Annotated in this window: 17 protein-coding genes; 3 read left to right on the forward strand and 14 right to left on the reverse strand. The window is 68.6% G+C overall.

Annotated features, from left to right (window positions below; translation table 11 throughout):
- Positions 1-159 precede the first annotated feature (159 nt).
- A complete protein-coding gene (locus tag ASC98_RS21640) occupies positions 160-1,338 on the reverse strand; it encodes an isovaleryl-CoA dehydrogenase (RefSeq protein WP_056815562.1) in 1,179 nt (392 codons plus the stop codon).
- Positions 1,339-1,377: 39 nt separating this feature from the next.
- Positions 1,378-1,797, reverse strand: a complete 420-nt coding sequence (locus ASC98_RS21645) for a MerR family DNA-binding transcriptional regulator (RefSeq protein WP_056815563.1) — start codon at positions 1,795-1,797, stop codon at positions 1,378-1,380.
- Between the two features lie 71 nt (positions 1,798-1,868).
- On the opposite strand from ASC98_RS21645, the gene ASC98_RS21650 reads away from it, so the two are divergent.
- Positions 1,869-2,924: an MBL fold metallo-hydrolase gene (locus ASC98_RS21650; RefSeq protein WP_056815567.1), complete on the forward strand. Its 1,056-nt coding sequence runs from the start codon at positions 1,869-1,871 to the stop codon at positions 2,922-2,924.
- Here the strand turns inward: ASC98_RS21650 and ASC98_RS21655 are convergent.
- The 5 genes from ASC98_RS21655 to ASC98_RS21675 all read right to left on the reverse strand — a co-directional run bounded on the left by ASC98_RS21655 (position 2,921) and on the right by ASC98_RS21675 (position 7,802).
- Positions 2,921-3,634, reverse strand: coding sequence for a GntR family transcriptional regulator (locus ASC98_RS21655; RefSeq protein ID WP_056815570.1), 714 nt, complete (start codon positions 3,632-3,634; stop codon positions 2,921-2,923). The genes ASC98_RS21650 and ASC98_RS21655 overlap by 4 nt on opposite strands.
- 3 nt (positions 3,635-3,637) lie before the next feature.
- The gene (locus ASC98_RS21660) at positions 3,638-4,519 is read right to left on the reverse strand and encodes an ABC transporter permease (protein WP_056815574.1); all 882 of its coding nucleotides are present in this window, start codon (positions 4,517-4,519) and stop codon (positions 3,638-3,640) included.
- A complete protein-coding gene (locus tag ASC98_RS21665) occupies positions 4,519-5,373 on the reverse strand; it encodes an ABC transporter permease (RefSeq protein WP_056815577.1) in 855 nt (284 codons plus the stop codon). The genes ASC98_RS21660 and ASC98_RS21665 overlap by 1 nt, the downstream gene beginning before the upstream one ends.
- Before the next feature lie 97 nt (positions 5,374-5,470).
- Entirely contained in the window at positions 5,471-6,745 is a 1,275-nt protein-coding gene (locus tag ASC98_RS21670; RefSeq protein WP_056815580.1) for a PotD/PotF family extracellular solute-binding protein, read from the reverse strand.
- Positions 6,746-6,809: 64 nt separating this feature from the next.
- A complete protein-coding gene (locus ASC98_RS21675) occupies positions 6,810-7,802 on the reverse strand; it encodes an ABC transporter ATP-binding protein (RefSeq protein ID WP_056815582.1) in 993 nt (330 codons plus the stop codon).
- 204 nt (positions 7,803-8,006) lie between these two features.
- Here ASC98_RS21675 and ASC98_RS21680 point away from each other — a divergent pair, with 204 nt between their 5' ends.
- Entirely contained in the window at positions 8,007-8,744 is a 738-nt protein-coding gene (locus ASC98_RS21680; protein WP_056815586.1) for an aspartate/glutamate racemase family protein, read from the forward strand.
- A gap of 200 nt (positions 8,745-8,944) precedes the next feature.
- Here the strand turns inward: ASC98_RS21680 and ASC98_RS21685 are convergent, their stop codons facing one another.
- The 3 genes from ASC98_RS21685 to ASC98_RS21695 are packed head-to-tail and all read right to left on the reverse strand — an operon-like array spanning position 8,945 to position 11,396.
- The gene (locus ASC98_RS21685) at positions 8,945-9,712 is read right to left on the reverse strand and encodes an ABC transporter permease (RefSeq protein WP_056815589.1); all 768 of its coding nucleotides are present in this window, start codon (positions 9,710-9,712) and stop codon (positions 8,945-8,947) included.
- The gene (locus tag ASC98_RS21690; RefSeq protein ID WP_200953043.1) at positions 9,709-10,542 is read right to left on the reverse strand and encodes an ABC transporter ATP-binding protein; all 834 of its coding nucleotides are present in this window, start codon (positions 10,540-10,542) and stop codon (positions 9,709-9,711) included. The genes ASC98_RS21685 and ASC98_RS21690 overlap by 4 nt, the downstream gene beginning before the upstream one ends.
- Positions 10,539-11,396, reverse strand: coding sequence for an alpha/beta hydrolase (locus tag ASC98_RS21695; protein WP_056815595.1), 858 nt, complete (start codon positions 11,394-11,396; stop codon positions 10,539-10,541). The genes ASC98_RS21690 and ASC98_RS21695 overlap by 4 nt, the downstream gene beginning before the upstream one ends.
- Positions 11,397-11,607: 211 nt before the next feature.
- On the opposite strand from ASC98_RS21695, the gene ASC98_RS21700 reads away from it, so the two are divergent.
- Positions 11,608-12,033 carry an ABC transporter ATP-binding protein gene (locus tag ASC98_RS21700; RefSeq protein WP_157598004.1) on the forward strand — a complete coding sequence of 142 codons (426 nt, stop codon included), beginning with the start codon at positions 11,608-11,610 and terminating at the stop codon, positions 12,031-12,033.
- Positions 12,034-12,040: 7 nt separating this feature from the next.
- Here the strand turns inward: ASC98_RS21700 and ASC98_RS21705 are convergent, their stop codons facing one another.
- From ASC98_RS21705 to puuE, 4 genes are read right to left on the reverse strand one after another with little or no spacing between them, the layout of a single operon-like run.
- The gene (locus ASC98_RS21705) at positions 12,041-13,060 is read right to left on the reverse strand and encodes an ABC transporter substrate-binding protein (RefSeq protein WP_082542001.1); all 1,020 of its coding nucleotides are present in this window, start codon (positions 13,058-13,060) and stop codon (positions 12,041-12,043) included.
- A 26-nt stretch (positions 13,061-13,086) separates the two neighbouring features.
- Positions 13,087-14,319, reverse strand: coding sequence for a M20/M25/M40 family metallo-hydrolase (locus tag ASC98_RS21710; RefSeq protein WP_056815604.1), 1,233 nt, complete (start codon positions 14,317-14,319; stop codon positions 13,087-13,089).
- Positions 14,316-16,079 carry a 2-oxo-4-hydroxy-4-carboxy-5-ureidoimidazoline decarboxylase gene (uraD, locus tag ASC98_RS21715; protein WP_056815608.1) on the reverse strand — a complete coding sequence of 588 codons (1,764 nt, stop codon included), beginning with the start codon at positions 16,077-16,079 and terminating at the stop codon, positions 14,316-14,318. Before uraD ends, ASC98_RS21710 begins: the two co-directional genes overlap by 4 nt.
- Positions 16,076-17,023 carry an allantoinase PuuE gene (puuE, locus tag ASC98_RS21720; protein ID WP_056815611.1) on the reverse strand — a complete coding sequence of 316 codons (948 nt, stop codon included), beginning with the start codon at positions 17,021-17,023 and terminating at the stop codon, positions 16,076-16,078. The genes uraD and puuE overlap by 4 nt, the downstream gene beginning before the upstream one ends.
- Positions 17,024-17,026: the final 3 nt, after the last annotated feature.

The following is a 17,026-nucleotide window of genomic DNA, read 5'->3' on the forward strand; positions in this document are numbered from 1 at the left end:
TCTTAGGAATGCGAACCGGGTTATCCCTAGCCATTTCGCGATTCAATTGCAAGCCGATGTGAACTGGTGCGCGAAGTTTTTTCTTGCTTATTTGGCAGCGCGCGATATTCGCCCCAAGCTGTCAAAAAGCCGTCAGCAAACCGGCGCGCCACAGCATATTCACATCGTCTCGGCGAACAGCTCGCGGCCAATGAGCATCCGCCGGATCTCAGACGTGCCCGCGCCGATTTCGTAGAGCTTCGCGTCACGCCAGAGACGACCGAGCGGGTACTCGTTGATGTAGCCGTTGCCGCCGAAGATCTGCACGCCCTCGCCGGCCATCCAGGTGGCCTTCTCGGCGCACCACAGGATCACGCTTGCGCAATCCTTGCGCACCTGGCGCACATGCTCGACGCCGAGCGCATCGAGGTTCTTGCCGACGGTGTAGCAGAAGGCCCGCCCGGCCTGCAGCACGGTGTACATGTCGGCGACCTTGCCCTGGATCAGCTGGAACTCGCCGATGCTCTGGCCGAACTGCTTGCGGTCGTGGATGTACGGCACCACGTTGTCCATCACCGACTGCATGATGCCGAGCGGCCCGGCCGCCAGCACCGCGCGCTCGTAGTCGAGCCCGCTCATCAGCACCTTGGCGCCGCCGTTCAGCGTGCCCAGCACGTTGGCGGCCGGCACCTCGACGTCCTGGAACACCATCTCGCCGGTGTGCGAGCCGCGCATGCCGAGCTTGTCGAGCTTCTGCGCGGTGCTGAACCCCTTCATCCCCTTCTCGACGATGAAGGCGGTGACGCCTCTTGCACCCAGTTCGGGCTCGGTCTTCGCATAGACCACCATCGTGTCGGCGTCGGGGCCGTTGGTGATCCACATCTTGGTGCCGTTCAGCAGGTAGTGGCCGCCCTTGTCCTCGGCCTTCAGCTTCATGCTGATCACGTCGGAGCCGGCGCCCGGCTCGCTCATCGCGAGCGCACCGACGTGTTCGCCGCTGATCAGCTTCGGCAGGTACTTGCGCTTCTGCGCCTCGCTGCCGTTGCGCTTGATCTGGTTCACGCACAGGTTGCTGTGCGCGCCGTAGCTCAGGCCGACGCTGGCCGATGCGCGGCTGATCTCTTCCATCGCGATCATGTGGGCCAGGTAGCCCATGTTCGCGCCGCCGTATTCCTCGCTGACGGTGACGCCGAGCACGCCGAGCTCGCCCATCTTGCGCCACAGGTCCATCGGGAACTGGTCGCTGCGGTCGATCTCGGCGGCACGCGGGGCGATCTCGGCCTCGGCAAAGGCGCGCACGGTGTCGCGCAGCGCATCGATGTCTTCGCCGAGCTGGAAGTCGAGTCCGGGCAGGTTCATGGGTTTGTCTCCGTGGGTCTTGTGGGGTCAACGATCTCGTCAGGCCGAATTCAGCAGGCGCTTGGCCTCTTTCTCGTGCGTGCGCACCTCGTCGAGCGTGACGTGCAGGTCGGCCATCTGCTGCTCCAGCTGCTGGCGGTGCAGCGCCAGCACGGTGAGGAATTTCTTCAACTGGGCCTGCGTGTCGCGCGGCGACTCGTACATGTCGACCAGGTCCTTCACCTCGGACAGCGTGAGCCCGAGCCGCTTGCCGCGCAGCGTCAGCTTCAGCCGCGTGCGATCGCGCGCGGTGTAGACGCGGTTGCGGCCGGCGCGCTGCGGCGACAGCAGCCCGCAGTCCTCGTAGAAGCGGATGGCGCGTGTCGTCAGGTCGAACTCGCGCGCGAGCTCGCTGATCGTGTAGGTGATTCCCGGGGTGGGCGAGGTGGTGGACACCTCGGCGACAGCAGCGTGCGGCATGAAAACCTAGAATCGGCTGATTGACGTATACGTAAAGTGTAGCCGCCTCCATGACACCCACCCCCAAGCCGATGAACGAGCTCGAACGAGCGCTGCAGTACCCGCTGGGCGAGGCCCTGCCCGAAACGGGCCGCACGCTGGAGGTGGCGCCCGGCGTGCGCTGGCTGCGCATGCAGCTGCCGTTCGCGCTGGACCACATCAACCTCTGGCTGCTGCGCGACGAGCTCGATGGCCGCGCCGGCTGGACGATCGTCGACTGCGGCATCACCAACGACGCGACGCGCGCGGCCTGGGAGCGGGTGTTCGAGACCGAGCTGCAGGGCCTGCCGGTGCTGCGGGTGGTCGTGACGCACATGCACCCGGACCACATGGGATTGGCGCACTGGCTGACCGAACGGTGGTCGTGCCGGCTGTGGATCAGCGCGACCGACTACAACGCGGCGCGGCTGGCCAGCACCTCCACCACCGGCTTCGGCGGCGAGGCGGCGGCGAAGTTCATGGCCAGCCACGGGCTGACCGACCCGGAGGCGGTCGCGAAGATCAAGGCGCGCAGCAACTACTACGCGACGATGGTGCCGCAGGTGCCGGCCGCGTTCCGCCGGCTGCTCGACGGCATGGTGCTCGCCATCGGCGGGCATGGCTGGCAGTGCATCTCCGGCTACGGGCATGCGCCGGAGCACATGTCGCTGTACTGCGCCGGGCTCGGCGTGCTGATCTCGGGCGACATGCTGCTGCCGCGCATCTCGACCAACGTCAGCGTGATCGACCTGGAGCCCGAGGCGGACCCGCTGCCGTTGTACCTGTCATCGATCCAGCGCTTCAACGCGCTGCCGGCCGACACGCTGGTGCTGCCGTCGCACGGCCGGCCGTTTCGCGGCATGCACACGCGCATCCAGCAACTGGTGACGCACCATGACGAGCGCTTTGCCGACGTGATGAAAGCCTGCGCCACGGCGCCGCAAAGCGCGGCCGATCTGCTCACCGTGCTGTTCACGCGCAAGCTCGACCTGCACCAGACGACGTTCGCGATGGGGGAGTCGATCGCGCACCTGCATGCGCTGTGGCTGGCGGGGAAGCTGGTGCGGACGGTGGATGACGAAGGGGTGTACCGCTTCGCGCCCGCCTAGACGCGGTATGCCTTGAACACGTCGCGCAAGGCCGGCGCAGCCTTCGCCGCCGGTTGCGACAGGCTGCGTTCGATCTCGTTCAGGTGCCGGCGCATCTCGGTCGACGCGCCCGCCCCCGCGCCCTTCGCGATCACCTGCAGCAACTGCTGGTGGCTGTGCGCGACGCACATCGGCTCGCCGGGCGACTTGTAGAGCGCCATCAGCAGCGAGGTGGTCGGCAGCAGCTCCTCGAGCAACCGCACGAAGATCGGGTTGCCGCTCATGCGCGCGAGCTTCAGGTGGAACTCGCCCGACAGCCGGATCGCCTCCTGCTTGTTCTGCGACTTCGTCGCGCGCGCTTCGGCGTCGACCAGCTGGCGCAGCTCGGCCAGTTGCTCGGCGCTCAGCTTGCCGGCCAGCCGCCGCGCGACCTCGCACTCGACCACCCGGCGCGCATCGAACACGTGCTCGCCGTCGCGCCGCGTCGGCTCGGGCACCTGCGCACCGCGGTTCGGCCGCAGCACGATCACGCCGTCCTGCGCCAGCTTGTGCAGCGCCTGGCGCACCAGCGTGCGCGACACCGCGAAGGTCTGCGCCAGCTCCTCCTCGCGCAGCCGCGAGCCGGGCGCGAGGCGGTGGTCGATCACCGCGGCATAGATCGCGTCGTAGACGCGGTCGGCGGCCACCGGCGGCGGCGTTGGATCTTCAGTGCGAACCTGGCGGGCGGGCATGCGTCATTGTCGATCGCCGCGGCGCTTGCCGAGCCACTTCACCAGCGCCAGCGTGCAGCCCATCACCATGAACGACACGATGGTCGTCACGGTGCCGAGCGCATAGATCGCCGGCGTCGTGACGGTGCTCGTCAGCCCCTGCAGTTCCAGCGGCAGCGTGTTGACGTCGCCGATGGCCTGCGAGGTGCGCGCGATCTCGTCCCAGCTCAGCGTGAAGCCGGACATCCCGACCCCCACCAGCGCCGGCGCGATCAGCGGCAGCACCACGTGGCGGAAGCCCTGCCACGGCGTCGCGCCCAGGTCGCGCGCCGCTTCTTCGTACGCCGGGTTGAATCGATTGAACACCACCAGCATCACCAGCAGGCCGAACGGCAGCGTCCAGGTCAGGTGCGCGCCGAGCGCCGAGGTGTACAGGCCCATCGCGGTGCCGTAGCCTTCGAGCAGGCTGGTCGCGCCCAGGCTTTCCAGCACGGCCCTGAACGCGGTGTCGATCAGGCGGAACTGCAGCCCGATGCCGAGCGAGACGACGATCGACGGCATGATCAGGCTCGCCACCGTGGTGTAGAACAACAGGCCCGAGCCGGTGAACTTCTTGCGGAACGCGAGGCCCGCGCCGAGCGACAGCAGCACCGTCAACCCCATCACGACCGTGCCCAGTGCCACCGAGCGGCGGAACGCGGCGGCAATGTCGACCACGCCCATGCCTTCCCACAGCTTCGCGAACCAGTGCAGCGACACGCCGCGCATCGGAAACGTCAGCCCGCCTTCGGGGCCCTGGAAGCTCAGCACGAAGATCGCGATCATCGGGCCGTACAGGAACAGCACGAAGGCGCCGAACACGGCGGCCAGTGCGTAGAAGCTGCGGGGGCGCTTGTCGACGTGCATCAGAGTTGCTTCCGGATGTCGACCAGCCGCGTCAGGCCCCAGATCATCATCAGCACCACCGCCAGCAGGATCACCGCGTTGGCCGCGGCCATCGGGAACTGCAGGTACGAGGTCTGCACCTGGATGATCTTGCCGACCGACGCGATCTGCTGGCCCCCCATCACGCCGATGGTGACGAAGTCGCCCATCACGATCGTGATGACGAAGATCGAGCCGATGATGATGCCGGTGCGCGACAGCGGCACGACCACGTTCCACACCGTCTGCCAGCCGCTCGCGCCGCTGTCGCGGGCGGCCTCGATCAGCGCGCGGTCGATGCGCATCATCGAGTTGAAGATCGGCACGATCATGAACATCGTGTTCAGGTGCACGAAGGCCAGCACCACCGAGAAGTCGCTGAACAGCAGCCACTCGATCGGCGCGTCGATGACGTTGATCGCCTGCAGCCCCTGGTTGATCAAGCCGTTGCGCCCGAGCAGCGGAATCCACGAGATCATCCGGATCACGTTGGACGTCCAGAACGGCACGGTGCACAGCACGAACAGCAGCGTCTGCACGCCGACCGAGCGCACATGGAAGGCGAGGAAGTACGCCACCGCGAAGCCGATCAGCAGCGTGGCCAACCAGACCAGGAAGCAGAACTTCAGCGTCGACAGGTAGGTGCGGACGGTGGTCTCGCTGAAGACATCGAGGTAGTTCTGCAGCGTGAAGGCCGGGATCAGCTCGTAGTCGGTGGCACGCCAGAAGCTGACCGCCAGCACCAGCAGCAGCGGCAGCACGAGGAACAGCACGAACACCAGCGTGAACGGCGTGGCCTGCAGCCAGGCCGAGACGCGAAATGGTTGGGGGCGCATGGTCAACGGTCGGCTTTGCGAAGAGGCACGTCGACAAGCTCAGTGCGAACGGATCACACACCCGTTCGGGCTGGGCCTGTCGAAGCCTGCCCGCATGTCAGGCCGCCACGAATTCGTTCCACTTCTGGACCATGTACGCGTTCTCGTCCATGATCGCGTTCCAGCAGGCGATGCCGCCCATGCGCGTTTCGTAGCTGCCGCCGTCGCGCACGCTGCCGGCCTTGGCCAGCAGGTCGCCGTTGGGCGACTTGATGTCCTGCGACGCGGCCTTGCCTTCCATCCAGTAGGCCCACTCGTAGGCTTCCATCTTCGCCTTCGCCGTCTCCAGCACCGCGCTGTAGTAGCCCTGGCGGTTCAGGTACGCGCCGGCCCAGCCGTCGAGGAACCAGTTGATGAACTCGTAGACCGCGTCGGCCTTCTTGCCGCTCACCGTCTTCGGCACGCCGAAGCCGGCGGCCCACGCGCGGTAGCCTTCCTTCAGCGGCTGGAAGGTGCAGGCGATGCCCTTGGTGCGCACCGCGGTGACGGCCGGCGACCACATCGACTGGATCACGACCTCGCCGGAGGCCATCAGGTTCACGCTCTCGTTGAAGTCCTTCCACAGCGCGCGGAACTGGCCGGCCTTCTTCGCCTCGATCAGCGTCTTGATCGTCAGGTCGATTTCCTTCTTCGTCATGTTCCCCTTGTCGGGGTACTTGTAGAGGCCTGCCGCCTCGACCACCATCGCCGCGTCCATGATGCCGATCGACGGGATGTTCAGGATCGCGGCCTTGCCCTTGAACTCGGGGTTCAAGAGCTCTTTCCAGCTGTCGATCGGGCGCTTGATCAGGTCCGGGCGGATGCCCAGCGTGTCGGCGTTGTAGACGGTCGGGATCAGCGTCATGAACTGCGTCGGTTCCTTCGCGAACTCCTTCGCGGTCGGCGACGCGACGTACATCACCTTCTTCGGTGCGGTGCCCTGGTCGCCGACCTTCTTGCCGCCGACCTCCCCCTTGGTGAACAGCGTCGTGATCTTGTCGGCGTTCTTGATGCGCTTGGTGTCGATGCCGAGCAGGTTGCCGGTCGGCAGGATCTTCTTCAGCGAAAAGTACTCGGTGTCGATCAGGTCGAACGAGTTCGGCGAGGTGACGGCGCGCTTGGTCACGTCGTCGGTGGTGACCGGGATGTACTGGATCTCGATGCCGGTGTCGGCCTTGAACTTGTCGGCGATGGCCTTGTCCTGGTTCACCGCCGTGCCCAGGTAGCGCAGCGTGATCTTCTCCTGCGCGTGCACGAACGGAAAGGCCAGCGCGCTGCCGGCGGCGGCCGCGCCTTTCAGCAGCGTGCGGCGGCCGAGCTTGGGGGATCCGTTCGAATCGTGACGGTCGGTCATGGGGTGCTCCTCGGGGTGATGTGTGATGCGGACTCTCGGGGACGGATCGGATCGGCCGCGCATTTCAGGCCAGCGCGTGCGCTTCGGCCGCGGCCCAGCTGACGTGCACGGTGTCGCCGGGCGCGAACGGCGCGGCGTCGAAGCGCGCGTCGGGCAGCGTCGCGGTCCATTGGGTGTCCGCCGGCTCGCCGTGCGGCGCCAGGCTCACCTGCACGTACGTGCCCTGGTACTCGACGGCTTTCACGGCAGCGGCGCGCGATGCGCCGGCCGCCTCGCGCAGCAGCGTCATGCGGTCGGCACGCACCGCGACGGCACCGGCCGGCGATGCGATCACGTTGTGCGCGCCCATGAAGCGCGCGACGAACTCGCTGCGCGGCGCGTTGAAGACCTCGCGCGGCGAGCCGGTCTGCTCGATGCGGCCCTGGTTCATCACGACCACCTGGTCGGCCAGCGCCATCGCCTCTTCCTGCGAGTGCGTCACGTGCACGAAGGTGAAGCCGAGTTCCTGCTGCCAGCGCTTCAGCTCGGCGCGCATCTGCACGCGCAGGAACGGGTCGAGCGCCGACAGCGGCTCGTCGAGCAGCAGCACGCGCGGCTCGGTCATCAGCGCGCGCGCCAGCGCCACGCGCTGCTGCTGGCCGCCGGAGAGCTCGCTCGGCAGGCGCGCGAGGTAGGGCGTCATCGCCACCAGCGCGAGCAGCTCGCGCGCCCGCGCATGGCGCTCGGCCGGCGGCTTGCCGCGCATCTTCCAGCTGAAGGCGACGTTGTCGAGCACGCTCAGGTGCGGGAACAGCGCATAGCTCTGGAACATCATCGCGGTGCCGCGGTCGGCGGCGGCGCTGTAGGTGATGTACTTGCCGCCGAGCAGGATCTGCCCGTCGCTCGCAAGCTCGTGGCCGGCGATCATCCGCAGCGTCGAGGTCTTGCCGCAGCCCGAGGGACCGAGCAGGCAGCAGTAGCTGCCGGACGGAATCGTCAGGTCGATGCCATCGACGGCAACCGTGACGCCGTAACGCTTGACGAGCGAGGTGAGCACCAGGGACGAGTCGGGCTTCATGCGCCGACCTGTATGCAAAGCATGTGCCACGGCATGCTGCCCCGAAAGCCCCCGCCGGGCGCACCAAGTGGGATCCTTGGCGTGGCCGCTCGCCCGGATTTGGGGCGGCACCGCGCCTGGGAACGGGCGCACGACTTGCTCAGGCTTTGCCCTGTTCGGGTTCGCTTTGTATACAAAGTCGCCCGCAGACCTGAGGAACCCACCATGAAGATCCGCGTGATCAACCCCAACACCAGCGCATCGATGACCGCCAAGATCGGCGAGGCCGCGCGCGCGGTCGCGTCGCCCGGCACGGTGATCGATGCGGTGCAGCCGAGCTTCGGCGCGCCGTCGATCGAGGGCCACCATGACGATGTGTGGGCCGCCGCCGGCGTGGCCGAACAGGTGCGCGCGGGCGAGCAGGATGGTGCCGATGCGCATGTCATCGCCTGCTTCGGCGACCCCGGCCTGCATGCCGCGCGCGAACTGGCGCGCGGGCCGGTGATCGGCATCGCGGAGGCGGCGTTCCACTGCGCGTCGCTGCTGGCGACCGGGTTCTCGGTCGTCACGACGCTGACGCGCACCTGCGTGATCGCCGAGCACCTGGTGCTGCAATACGGCTTCGAGCGGCGCTGCCGCGGCATCCACGGCACCGACATCGCGGTGCTGGAACTGGATGATCCGGCGAGCGACGCCTATGCGCGCATCCTCGCGAGCGCGCGGCAGGCGCTGGAGCGCGACCGCTCCGGCGCGATCGTGCTGGGGTGTGCGGGGATGGCGGATCTGTGCGCGCGACTGCAGGGCGAGCTGGGCGTGCCGGTGGTCGACGGGGTTGCAGCGGCCGTCAAGCTGGCCGAGGGGCTGGTCGCGATCGGGCTCGGGACAAGCAAGCGCGGGGACTATGCGGCGCCGTTGCGCAAGGAGTACGTGGGGCTGGCGGCGCCATGGTCACCGGCAGGCTGAGCCCTCTCCCCGTTCGGGCTGAGCTTGTCGAAGCCCTGGTGGCTTGCGAACAGGCCCTTCGACAGGCTCAGGGCGAACGGGTGGGGCCCCGTTCGGGCTGAGCCTGTCGAAGCCCTGGTGCCGCGCCAGGAACCCTTCGACAAGCTCAGGGCAGTCCTTCGACAGGCTCAGGACGAACGGGACGTGCGCCCGGAAATCGCTCACGCCGCCCCCGCCCCGCGATGCGCCCACCCGGTCGTGCGCCGCTCGATGACCGCGAACAGCTCGTACATCCCCATCGCCATCGCGCCCACCACCACCAGCCCGGCGAACGCCAGCCCCATCTGCATCGACGAGCCGGCCGAGATCAGCAGGTAGCCGATGCCCTCGTTGGCGGCCGTCATCTCCGACACCGTCGTGCCGACGAAGGCCAGCGTGATCGCCACTTTCAGCGACGCGTAGAAGTACGGCATCGAGCGCGGCAGCCCGACCTTCAGCAGCACGTCGGTGCGCCGCGCGCCGAGCACGCGCAGCACGTCCTCCAGCTCCGGCTCCAGCGTCGCGAGGCCGGTCGCGATGTTGACCGTGATCGGGAAGAACGAGATCAGGAACGCCGTCAGCACCGCCGGCCCGACCCCGATGCCGAACCACACGACGAGGATCGGCACGAAGGCCGCCTTCGGCAGCGCGTTGAAGGCCGTCATCAGCGGGTACATCGCCGCATAGGCCAGCCGCGAGCTGCCGACCAGGACGCCGAGCAGCACGCCGACGACGATCGCCAGCCCGAAGCCCAGCATCGTGACCCAGAAGGTGCGCCACGCATGTACGGCGATCACCGCATGGAACTCCCACAGCTGCTGCGCGATGCGCGACGGGCTCGGGAAGATGAAGTCCGAGATGCCGAAGCCGCGGCATGCCAGCTCCCACAGCAGCAGCACCCCGGCCAGCAGCAGCCACGGCGCGAGGCGCTCGCGCTGGCGGCGCGTCATGCCGCCACCTCCGGTGCACGTCGGATGCTGCCGATGTGCTCGCGCAGTTCCAGCACCACGTCGCTGAACTCGCGGGTGTAGGTGAGCGCCAGGTCGCGCGGCCGCTCGAAGCCGATCTCGCGGCGCACCAGCATGCGCCCCGGGCTCCGGCTCATCACGTGCACGGTGTCGGCGAGGAACACCGCCTCGCGCAGGTCGTGCGTCACCAGGATCACGTTGAAGCGCTGCACCGCCTGAAGGTCGCGCAGCGTGCACCACAGCTCCTCGCGCGTGAACGCATCGAGCGCACCGAACGGCTCGTCGAGCAGCAGCATCTTCGGCTCGTGGATCAGCGCGCGGCAGATCGACGCCCGCTGCTGCATGCCGCCCGACAGCTGCCACGGGAACTTGTCCTCGTAGCCGACCAGGCCGACGCTCGCCAGCAGCGCACGCGCCTTGGCCTCGTACTCTGCGCGGCGCGCGCGGAACTGCGAGCGGTGCGGCTCGACGATCTCCAGCGGCAGCAGCACGTTGCGCAGCGTGCTGCGCCACGGCAGCAGCGACGGCGCCTGGAAGGCCATGCCGGTGATCTTCAGCGGGCCGCCGACCTCGCGGCCGTCGACCAGCACCGCACCCTGCGACGGCCGCTTCAAGCCGGTCGCGAGTTTCATGAAGGTCGACTTGCCGCAGCCCGACGGTCCGACGACCGCGATGAACTCGCCCGGCTGCGCCTGCAGCGAGATGTCCTCGACCGCGAACTGGCGGCGCGCCAGCAGCTCATCGTCGTAGGCGAGCCAGACGTTGCGGAAATCGACGAAGGGCGGCGCCGGCGGGCGCATCGGAAGGTTCATGGGGAGGCTGGCGGGGACACGCTGGCGGACGCAGCAGGCTTCAGGCGGGCGATCAGCGACTTGACCGCCTCGCGGTACAACGCCGGGTCGTCATCGTGCAGCCGGCTGTGCGAGCCGCCGCTGAACTCGACCCAGCGCGTGCCGGCCGGTGCCGCGTCGCGCAGCGCGCGGCCGAGCGACACCGGCACCGTGTCGTCGGCGCTGCCGTGCATGATCAGGATCGGCACGTCGATGCGGCCGATCTTGTCGACCGAATCGAAGTCCTCGTTCGCAAGCCACGACACCATCGTGCCGAGCACGCCGAACGCCGCGGCCACGTCGGGCAGCCGCGTGAAGGTCGACTCGAGGACCAGCCCGCCGTAGTCGCGCCCGCCCTGCTTGCGGCTCGCCAGGTCGACCGCCACGCCGCCGCCCATCGAATGGCCGAAGATCACCCGCAGCCGCGGATCCGGCTGGTGCTTCACGAGCTCGGTCCACGCGGTCTCGGCATCGGCCAGGATCGTCGCTTCCGACGGAATGAGCGGCGTGCTCTCGCCCCAGCCGCGGTAGTCGACCGCCAGCACCGAGAAGCCGGCGTCGCGCAGCGCATCGATCTTCGGCAGGTTGCGATACAGCGCGCGGAAGGTGCCGTGCAGGTACAGCAGCGTCGGCGCCTGCGGATCGGCCTGCGGCATCCACCACAACTGCAGCCGGTCGGGCGTGCCCGGGGTCGCACCGGGCACCGCCAGCGCGTACGACACGTCGCCCGGCCGCAGCGCGAACTCGGCCGGCTGCCCCGGCGAGGGCCGGAACACCCACTGCCGCTGCTTCAGGTCCCACCATGCACAACCGTGCAGCATGATGACGAACGACATCAGCGCACACCAATGCGCGCACAGCCATCCGACACGCCTGGGTGCCTGCCTCCAGAAACCGGGTCGAGAGTTCGCGACAATCACCGCCATGAAGTTTCCTGCCCTGGCGTCTGCCGTGTGCGCCTGCGGCGTGTCGATCTGCACCCCTGCGCAAACCGTACCCGCCGCCCCCGACGCGCCCGAAGCGCCGCCGGCCACTGTAGCCGCTCCCATGCCGCCCCCGTCCCGCACCGACGATGTCTGGCGGCTGATGTACTCGCCGTTGACCTACCACTATTCGCGCGACCCCGACCACCAGTATGTGTGGATGGTCGGCGTCGAGCGCGAGCGGCCGAACGGCGTGGTCTCGGGCCTCACCTACTTCAGCAACTCGTTCGGCCAGCCGAGCGCCTATGCCTACGTCGGCCAGCGACTGACCGACTTCAGCGACTGGAACCGGCTCTACGCGCAGTGGACCGCCGGGTTGATCTACGGCTACAAGCCGCCGTTCGACGACAAGGTGCCGCTGAACTACAGGGGCTTCTCGCCGGGGCTGGTGCTGACGGTCGGCTGGCAGCTGACACCGACGCTGTCGACCCAGGTCAACGTGCTGGGCAACTCGGCGCTGATGTTCCAGCTGTCGGCGGTCGTGCCCTGACACGGGCTCACCGGCGCGGGACGGCGAAGATGTCGCGCGATGCCGCATCGGGCAGGTAGAGGTCGCTCCAGACCGCGGCCGGGTTCACCCGTTCCTTCGTGCCGAAGGCGTCGGACACCTGGCTGGCCATCAGGCTCAGGCGTGGCGCCCGCACGGCGCCGAAGCCTTCGGCCCTGGCATCGGCCGTCAGCACCGTGGCGTCGAGCGTCAGCTTCAGGCGCCGCAGCTCGAGTGCGTCGTTGATGATGCCGTCGCGGGCCTTCACGGTCGCGACCGCAGCCGCCGGGTCGGCCACCACGTCCTTCATGCCCTTCGCGAACGCGCGCAGGAAGGCCTTCACCGCGTCCGGATTCTTCTTCAGGAACTCCTGCGACACGATGACCGCATTGCCGTACAGCTTCACGCCGAACTGCGGGTAGGGCAGCACGACCACGTCGTCGGCCTTCACGCCGCGCGCCTCCAGGTTCAGCAGCGAGGTGAACGAGAAGCCGGTGATCGCGTCGACGTCGCCGCGCACCAGCATGGTCTCGCGCAGCGGCGGGTCCATCGCGGTCCAGGCCACCGTGGCGATGCCGTTGGCCTTCGCGAAGATCGGCCAGGCCTTGCGGCCAGCGTCGAACACCGGCGCGCCGAGCTTCCTGCCGTTCAGGTCGGCCGGGCTGCGGATGCCGGACTTCTTCAGCGCCAGCACCGCGGCCGGCGTGTTGTTGTAGACCATCATCACCGCGACCGGCTTGCTCGGCGCGGTCGGGTTGTTGGCATGGAACTCCATCAGCGCCGCGAGGTCGGCGAAACCCATGTCGTAGGCGCCCGACGCAACCCGCGTGACGGCGCCGCCCGAGCCGTTGCCGGCATCGATGGTCACGTCGAGCTTCTCGGCCTTGAAGTAGCCCTTCGCGGCCGGCACCAGGAACATCGCCGCCGGGCCTTCGAAGCGCCAGTCGAGCTGGAACTTGATGGGGGTGTCCTGGGCGATGGCGGCTTGCGCGAGGAAGGCGATGGCGAGGGCCGGCAGGCGAGCGAACATGTGAAATCTCCGGTGGATCGGGCCTTTCAGCCTGTCAGCAGGTCGAGCAAGGTCCGCGCCACCACCTTCGTCGCACGCCGCAGGTCCTCGAGCACCACATGCTCGTCGGCCCGCTTCGCATTGCTCTCGAACACCGTGCGCGGCCCGGCGCCGTAGATCACCGCCGGGATGCCGCGCTCGCTGTAGAGCCGCACGTCGGTGTACAGCGGAGAACCCGACGTGGGGATCGGCTCGCCGAACACCGCTTCGCCGTGCCGCTGCAGCGCATCGACCAGCGGCTGGTTGCCCGGCAGCGGCTTCAGCGCACGCGCCAGCAGCAGCCGGCGGATCTCGACCGTGATGCCCGGCACCTGCGCGGCCGCGTCGGCGATCACCGCGCGCAGCGCCGCCTCGACCTCGACCGGGTTCTCTTCCGGAATCATCCGGCGGTCGAGCTTCAGCACCACCTTGCCCGGCACCACGTTGGTGTTGGTGCCGCCTTCGATGCGCCCGACGTTGAGGTACGGGTGACGGATGCCCGGCACCCGGGACGTCACCTGCCGGTACAGCGTGTTCTGCGCATACAGCGCGTTCAGCAGCGCGACCGCGCCCTGCAGCGCGTCGATGCCGGTGTCGGGGATCGCTGCATGCGCCATGCGGCCATGCACCGTCACCTCCATCTGCAGGCAGCCGTTGTGTGCCGTCACCACCTGGTAGCTGAAGCCGGCGGCGATCAGCAGGTCCGGCTTCGTCAGCCCCTGCGCCAGCAGCCAGCCGGGGCCGAGTTCGCCGCCGAACTCCTCGTCGTAGGTGAAGTGCAGCTCGACGCCGCCCTTCAGCGGCACGCCGAGCGATTCGAGCGCGCGCACTGCGAAGCTGTAGGTCGAGAAATCGCTCTTGCTGACCGCCGACGCGCGGCCGTAGAGCCTGCCATCGGCGATGTCGCCGCTGTACGGGCCGTGCGACCAGCCGTCGCCCGGTGGCACCACGTCGCCGTGCGCGTTCAGCGCGATGGTCCTGCCCTCGCCATAATGGCGCCGCACGATCAGGTTGGTGATGCTTTCCAGGCCGGCCGCGCGCACCTCGTCACCGGGCACCGCGTGCTGTTCTGCCTCGAAACCGAAGTCCGCCAGCAAGGCCGCCGTGCGCTCGGCATGCGGCGCGTTGTCGCCCGGCGGCGTGTCGGTGGGCACCTGCACCAGCGCCTGCAGGAACCGGGTCTGCTCGTCGAAATGCGCGTCGATCCACGCATCGAGGCGCGCGTACGTGTCGTCGCTCATGTCGTCTCCAGGTGATCCAGCAGGTGCTGGAAGGCTTCGACGCACAGCTGCGCGTCGTGGTTGGTGATGGTCTCGAGCGGGTTGTGGCTGATGCCGGAGTTGCCGCCGCGCACGAACAGCATGGCCTGCGGCATCACCTCGTGCAGCTTCATCGCGTCGTGGCCGGCGCCGCTCGGCATGCGGTGCACCGGCAAGCCGCTCGCGTCGACCGCGCGCTCCCAGCGCCGTTGCCAGTCCGGCGCGCTCGGCGCGGCCGACGCGCGCAGCGTCTCCTCGAGCGTGTGGTGCAGGCCGCGCCGCTGGCAGATCCGTTCCAGCTCGGCCACCACGTCGCGCGCCAGCGCATCGCGCGCTTCGTCAGTGGTGGCGCGCAGGTCGAGGCTGAACCGGCAGCGCCCTGGCACGACGTTGATCGAACCGTTCGGCACGCTCAGCATGCCGACGGTGCCGACCAGGTTCGGCTGCGCCGCGGCGCGCGCTTCGACGTACAGCGCGAGCTCGGCCACCGCGGTCGCGGCATCGCGGCGCCGGTCCATCGGTGTCGTGCCGGCATGGCTGGCCATGCCGATCACCTCGCCAAGGTAGCGCACGCTGCCGTTGATCGACGTGACGACGCCCAGCGGCAGGTCGAGCTCGTCGAGCACCGGGCCCTGTTCGATGTGCACCTCGACGAAGCCGAGGTAGCGCGCCGGGTCGCGCCGCAGCGCGGGGATCTTCGCCGGGTCGAGGCCGGCGGCGCGCATCGCGTCGCGCATCGGGATGCCGTCGGCATCCTGCTGGTCGAGCCAGCGGGTGTCGAACTGCCCGATCAGCGCGCCCGACCCGAGGAAGGTGGCCTTGTAGCGCTGGCCTTCTTCTTCCGCGAAGCCGACCACCTCGATGCCGTGCTTCAGCCGGCGGCCGGCGCGGTGCAGCTCGCGCACGCAGACCATCGGCACCAGGATGCCGAGCCGGCCGTCGTACTTGCCGCCGTTGCGCACGGTGTCGAAGTGCGAGCCTGTGAGCAGCCGCGGCGCCGCGGCGTCGTGGCCGCGGTAGAGGCCGACGACGTTGCCGACCGCATCGACCGACACCTCGTCGAAGCCGCACTCGTGCATCCAGCGCACGAGTTGCCGCTGGCAGGCGCGATGCGCATCGGTCAGGTAGGTGACGGTCAGCTGGCCGTGCTCGGCGTAGCCCGGATCGCTGTGCTGCGCGAGCAGCTCGGCGCAATCCCAGACCTGGTTGCCCAGCGTCGGTTCGCTGCCGAACTTGTCGTCCAGGCGCAGCTCGGCAATGCGGTCGATCTGGCGCAGGCATTCGGCCAGTTCGACATCGGCATGGCCGTCGACGCGGCGCGCGAAGGCCTCGATGACCTGCGAGCGCGTGAGCCCGCTGCCGCGCGGGCCGCGCACGGCCAGGATGAAGGGCCAGCCGAAGCGCGCCGCATAGGCCGCGTTCAAGGCCTGCAAGCGCTCGAACTCCTGCGGCGTGCACTGCGTGAGGCCGGACACCGATTGCTCGCCGGCCGATTCGCGCGTCAGCGCGACCTTCGCCTTGCCGGCCAGCTCGGGATGGGCCCGCACCAGCGCGAGCTGCTCGTCGCGACCGGCATCGCGCACCACCTGTACCAGCGCATGCTTCAGCTGCGCCAGGCTGGTGAAAGGCGCTGCGGCGAAGGCCCGCTCGGCGATCCACGGCGAATGCTCGTAGACGCCGTCGAGGTGGGCGACGAAGCCCTCGACCGACGCCTCGTTCAGTTGCTGCAGGCTGATGCTCATTCCCAGACCCAGGCGTTGTCGGCATTGAACGGATGCACGCTCTTCCAGTGGCGTGCGATGTCGACGCGGCGGCAGACCCACACCCGGTCGTGCGCCTCGACATGGTCGAGGAAGCGCTGCAGCGCGCGGAAGCGCCCGGGCCGCCCGAGCAGCCGGCAGTGCATGCCGACGTTCATCATGCGCGGCGATTCGTCGCCCTCGGCGTACAGCACGTCGAAGCTGTCGCGCAGGTAGGTGAAGAAATCGTCGCCGGTCGCGAAGCCCTGCGGCAGCGAGAAGCGCATGTCGTTGGTGTCGAGCGAATACGGCACCACCAGGTGCGGCGCGAGGCTGCCGTCGGTCTTGCGCACCTGCAGCCAGAACGGCAGGTCGTCGCCGTAGTGGTCGCTGTCGTACTCGAAGCCGCCGTAGTCGGCCACCAGGCGGCGGGTGTTCGGGCTGTCGCGGCCGGTGTACCAGCCGAACGCGCGCTCGCCGGTCAGCTTGTGGATGATGTCCATGCCGATGTCCATGTGCTGGCGCTCGGTGGCCTCGTCCATCTGCTGGTAGTGGATCCAGCGCCAGCCGTGGCAGGCGATCTCATGATCGAGCTCGACGAAGGCCTGCGTCAGCTCGGGGTGGCGCTCCAGCGCCATCGACACGCCGAACACCGTGAGCGGCAGCGCGCGCCGCTCGAACTCGCGCAGCAGCCGCCACACGCCGACGCGCGAGCCGTATTCGTAGATCGATTCCATCGACAGGTGGCGCGCCGGGTAGCTGGCCGGGTTGAACATCTCGGACAGGAACTGCTCGCTGCCGGCATCGCCGTGCAGCACGCTGTTCTCGCCGCCCTCTTCGTAATTCAGCACGAACTGCACCGCGATGCGGGCGCCGCCGGGCCATTCGGCATGCGGCGGGTGTTCGCCGTAGCCGGCGAGATCGCGGGGATAGGGAGTGGGTGGCATGGC

Origin of the sequence: Rhizobacter sp. Root1238 (assembly GCF_001425825.1) — a bacterium.
GTDB lineage: Bacteria > Pseudomonadota > Gammaproteobacteria > Burkholderiales > Burkholderiaceae_C > Rhizobacter.

Coding starts and splice junctions, on each gene's coding strand:
- uraD (WP_056815608.1), bottom strand. CDS start 16,079: ATGAGCATCAGCCTGCAGCAACTGAACGAGGCGTCGGTCGAGGGCTTC.
- ASC98_RS21700 (WP_157598004.1), top strand. CDS start 11,608: ATGCCGCCCCCGTCCCGCACCGACGATGTCTGGCGGCTGATGTACTCG.
- ASC98_RS21660 (WP_056815574.1), bottom strand. CDS start 4,519: ATGCACGTCGACAAGCGCCCCCGCAGCTTCTACGCACTGGCCGCCGTG.
- ASC98_RS21655 (WP_056815570.1), bottom strand. CDS start 3,634: ATGCCCGCCCGCCAGGTTCGCACTGAAGATCCAACGCCGCCGCCGGTG.
- ASC98_RS21640 (WP_056815562.1), bottom strand. CDS start 1,338: ATGAACCTGCCCGGACTCGACTTCCAGCTCGGCGAAGACATCGATGCG.
- puuE (WP_056815611.1), bottom strand. CDS start 17,023: ATGCCACCCACTCCCTATCCCCGCGATCTCGCCGGCTACGGCGAACAC.
- ASC98_RS21705 (WP_082542001.1), bottom strand. CDS start 13,060: ATGTTCGCTCGCCTGCCGGCCCTCGCCATCGCCTTCCTCGCGCAAGCC.
- ASC98_RS21680 (WP_056815586.1), top strand. CDS start 8,007: ATGAAGATCCGCGTGATCAACCCCAACACCAGCGCATCGATGACCGCC.
- ASC98_RS21645 (WP_056815563.1), bottom strand. CDS start 1,797: ATGCCGCACGCTGCTGTCGCCGAGGTGTCCACCACCTCGCCCACCCCG.
- ASC98_RS21690 (WP_200953043.1), bottom strand. CDS start 10,542: ATGAACCTTCCGATGCGCCCGCCGGCGCCGCCCTTCGTCGATTTCCGC.
- ASC98_RS21685 (WP_056815589.1), bottom strand. CDS start 9,712: ATGACGCGCCGCCAGCGCGAGCGCCTCGCGCCGTGGCTGCTGCTGGCC.
- ASC98_RS21665 (WP_056815577.1), bottom strand. CDS start 5,373: ATGCGCCCCCAACCATTTCGCGTCTCGGCCTGGCTGCAGGCCACGCCG.
- ASC98_RS21675 (WP_056815582.1), bottom strand. CDS start 7,802: ATGAAGCCCGACTCGTCCCTGGTGCTCACCTCGCTCGTCAAGCGTTAC.
- ASC98_RS21695 (WP_056815595.1), bottom strand. CDS start 11,396: ATGTCGTTCGTCATCATGCTGCACGGTTGTGCATGGTGGGACCTGAAG.
- ASC98_RS21670 (WP_056815580.1), bottom strand. CDS start 6,745: ATGACCGACCGTCACGATTCGAACGGATCCCCCAAGCTCGGCCGCCGC.
- ASC98_RS21710 (WP_056815604.1), bottom strand. CDS start 14,319: ATGAGCGACGACACGTACGCGCGCCTCGATGCGTGGATCGACGCGCAT.
- ASC98_RS21650 (WP_056815567.1), top strand. CDS start 1,869: ATGAACGAGCTCGAACGAGCGCTGCAGTACCCGCTGGGCGAGGCCCTG.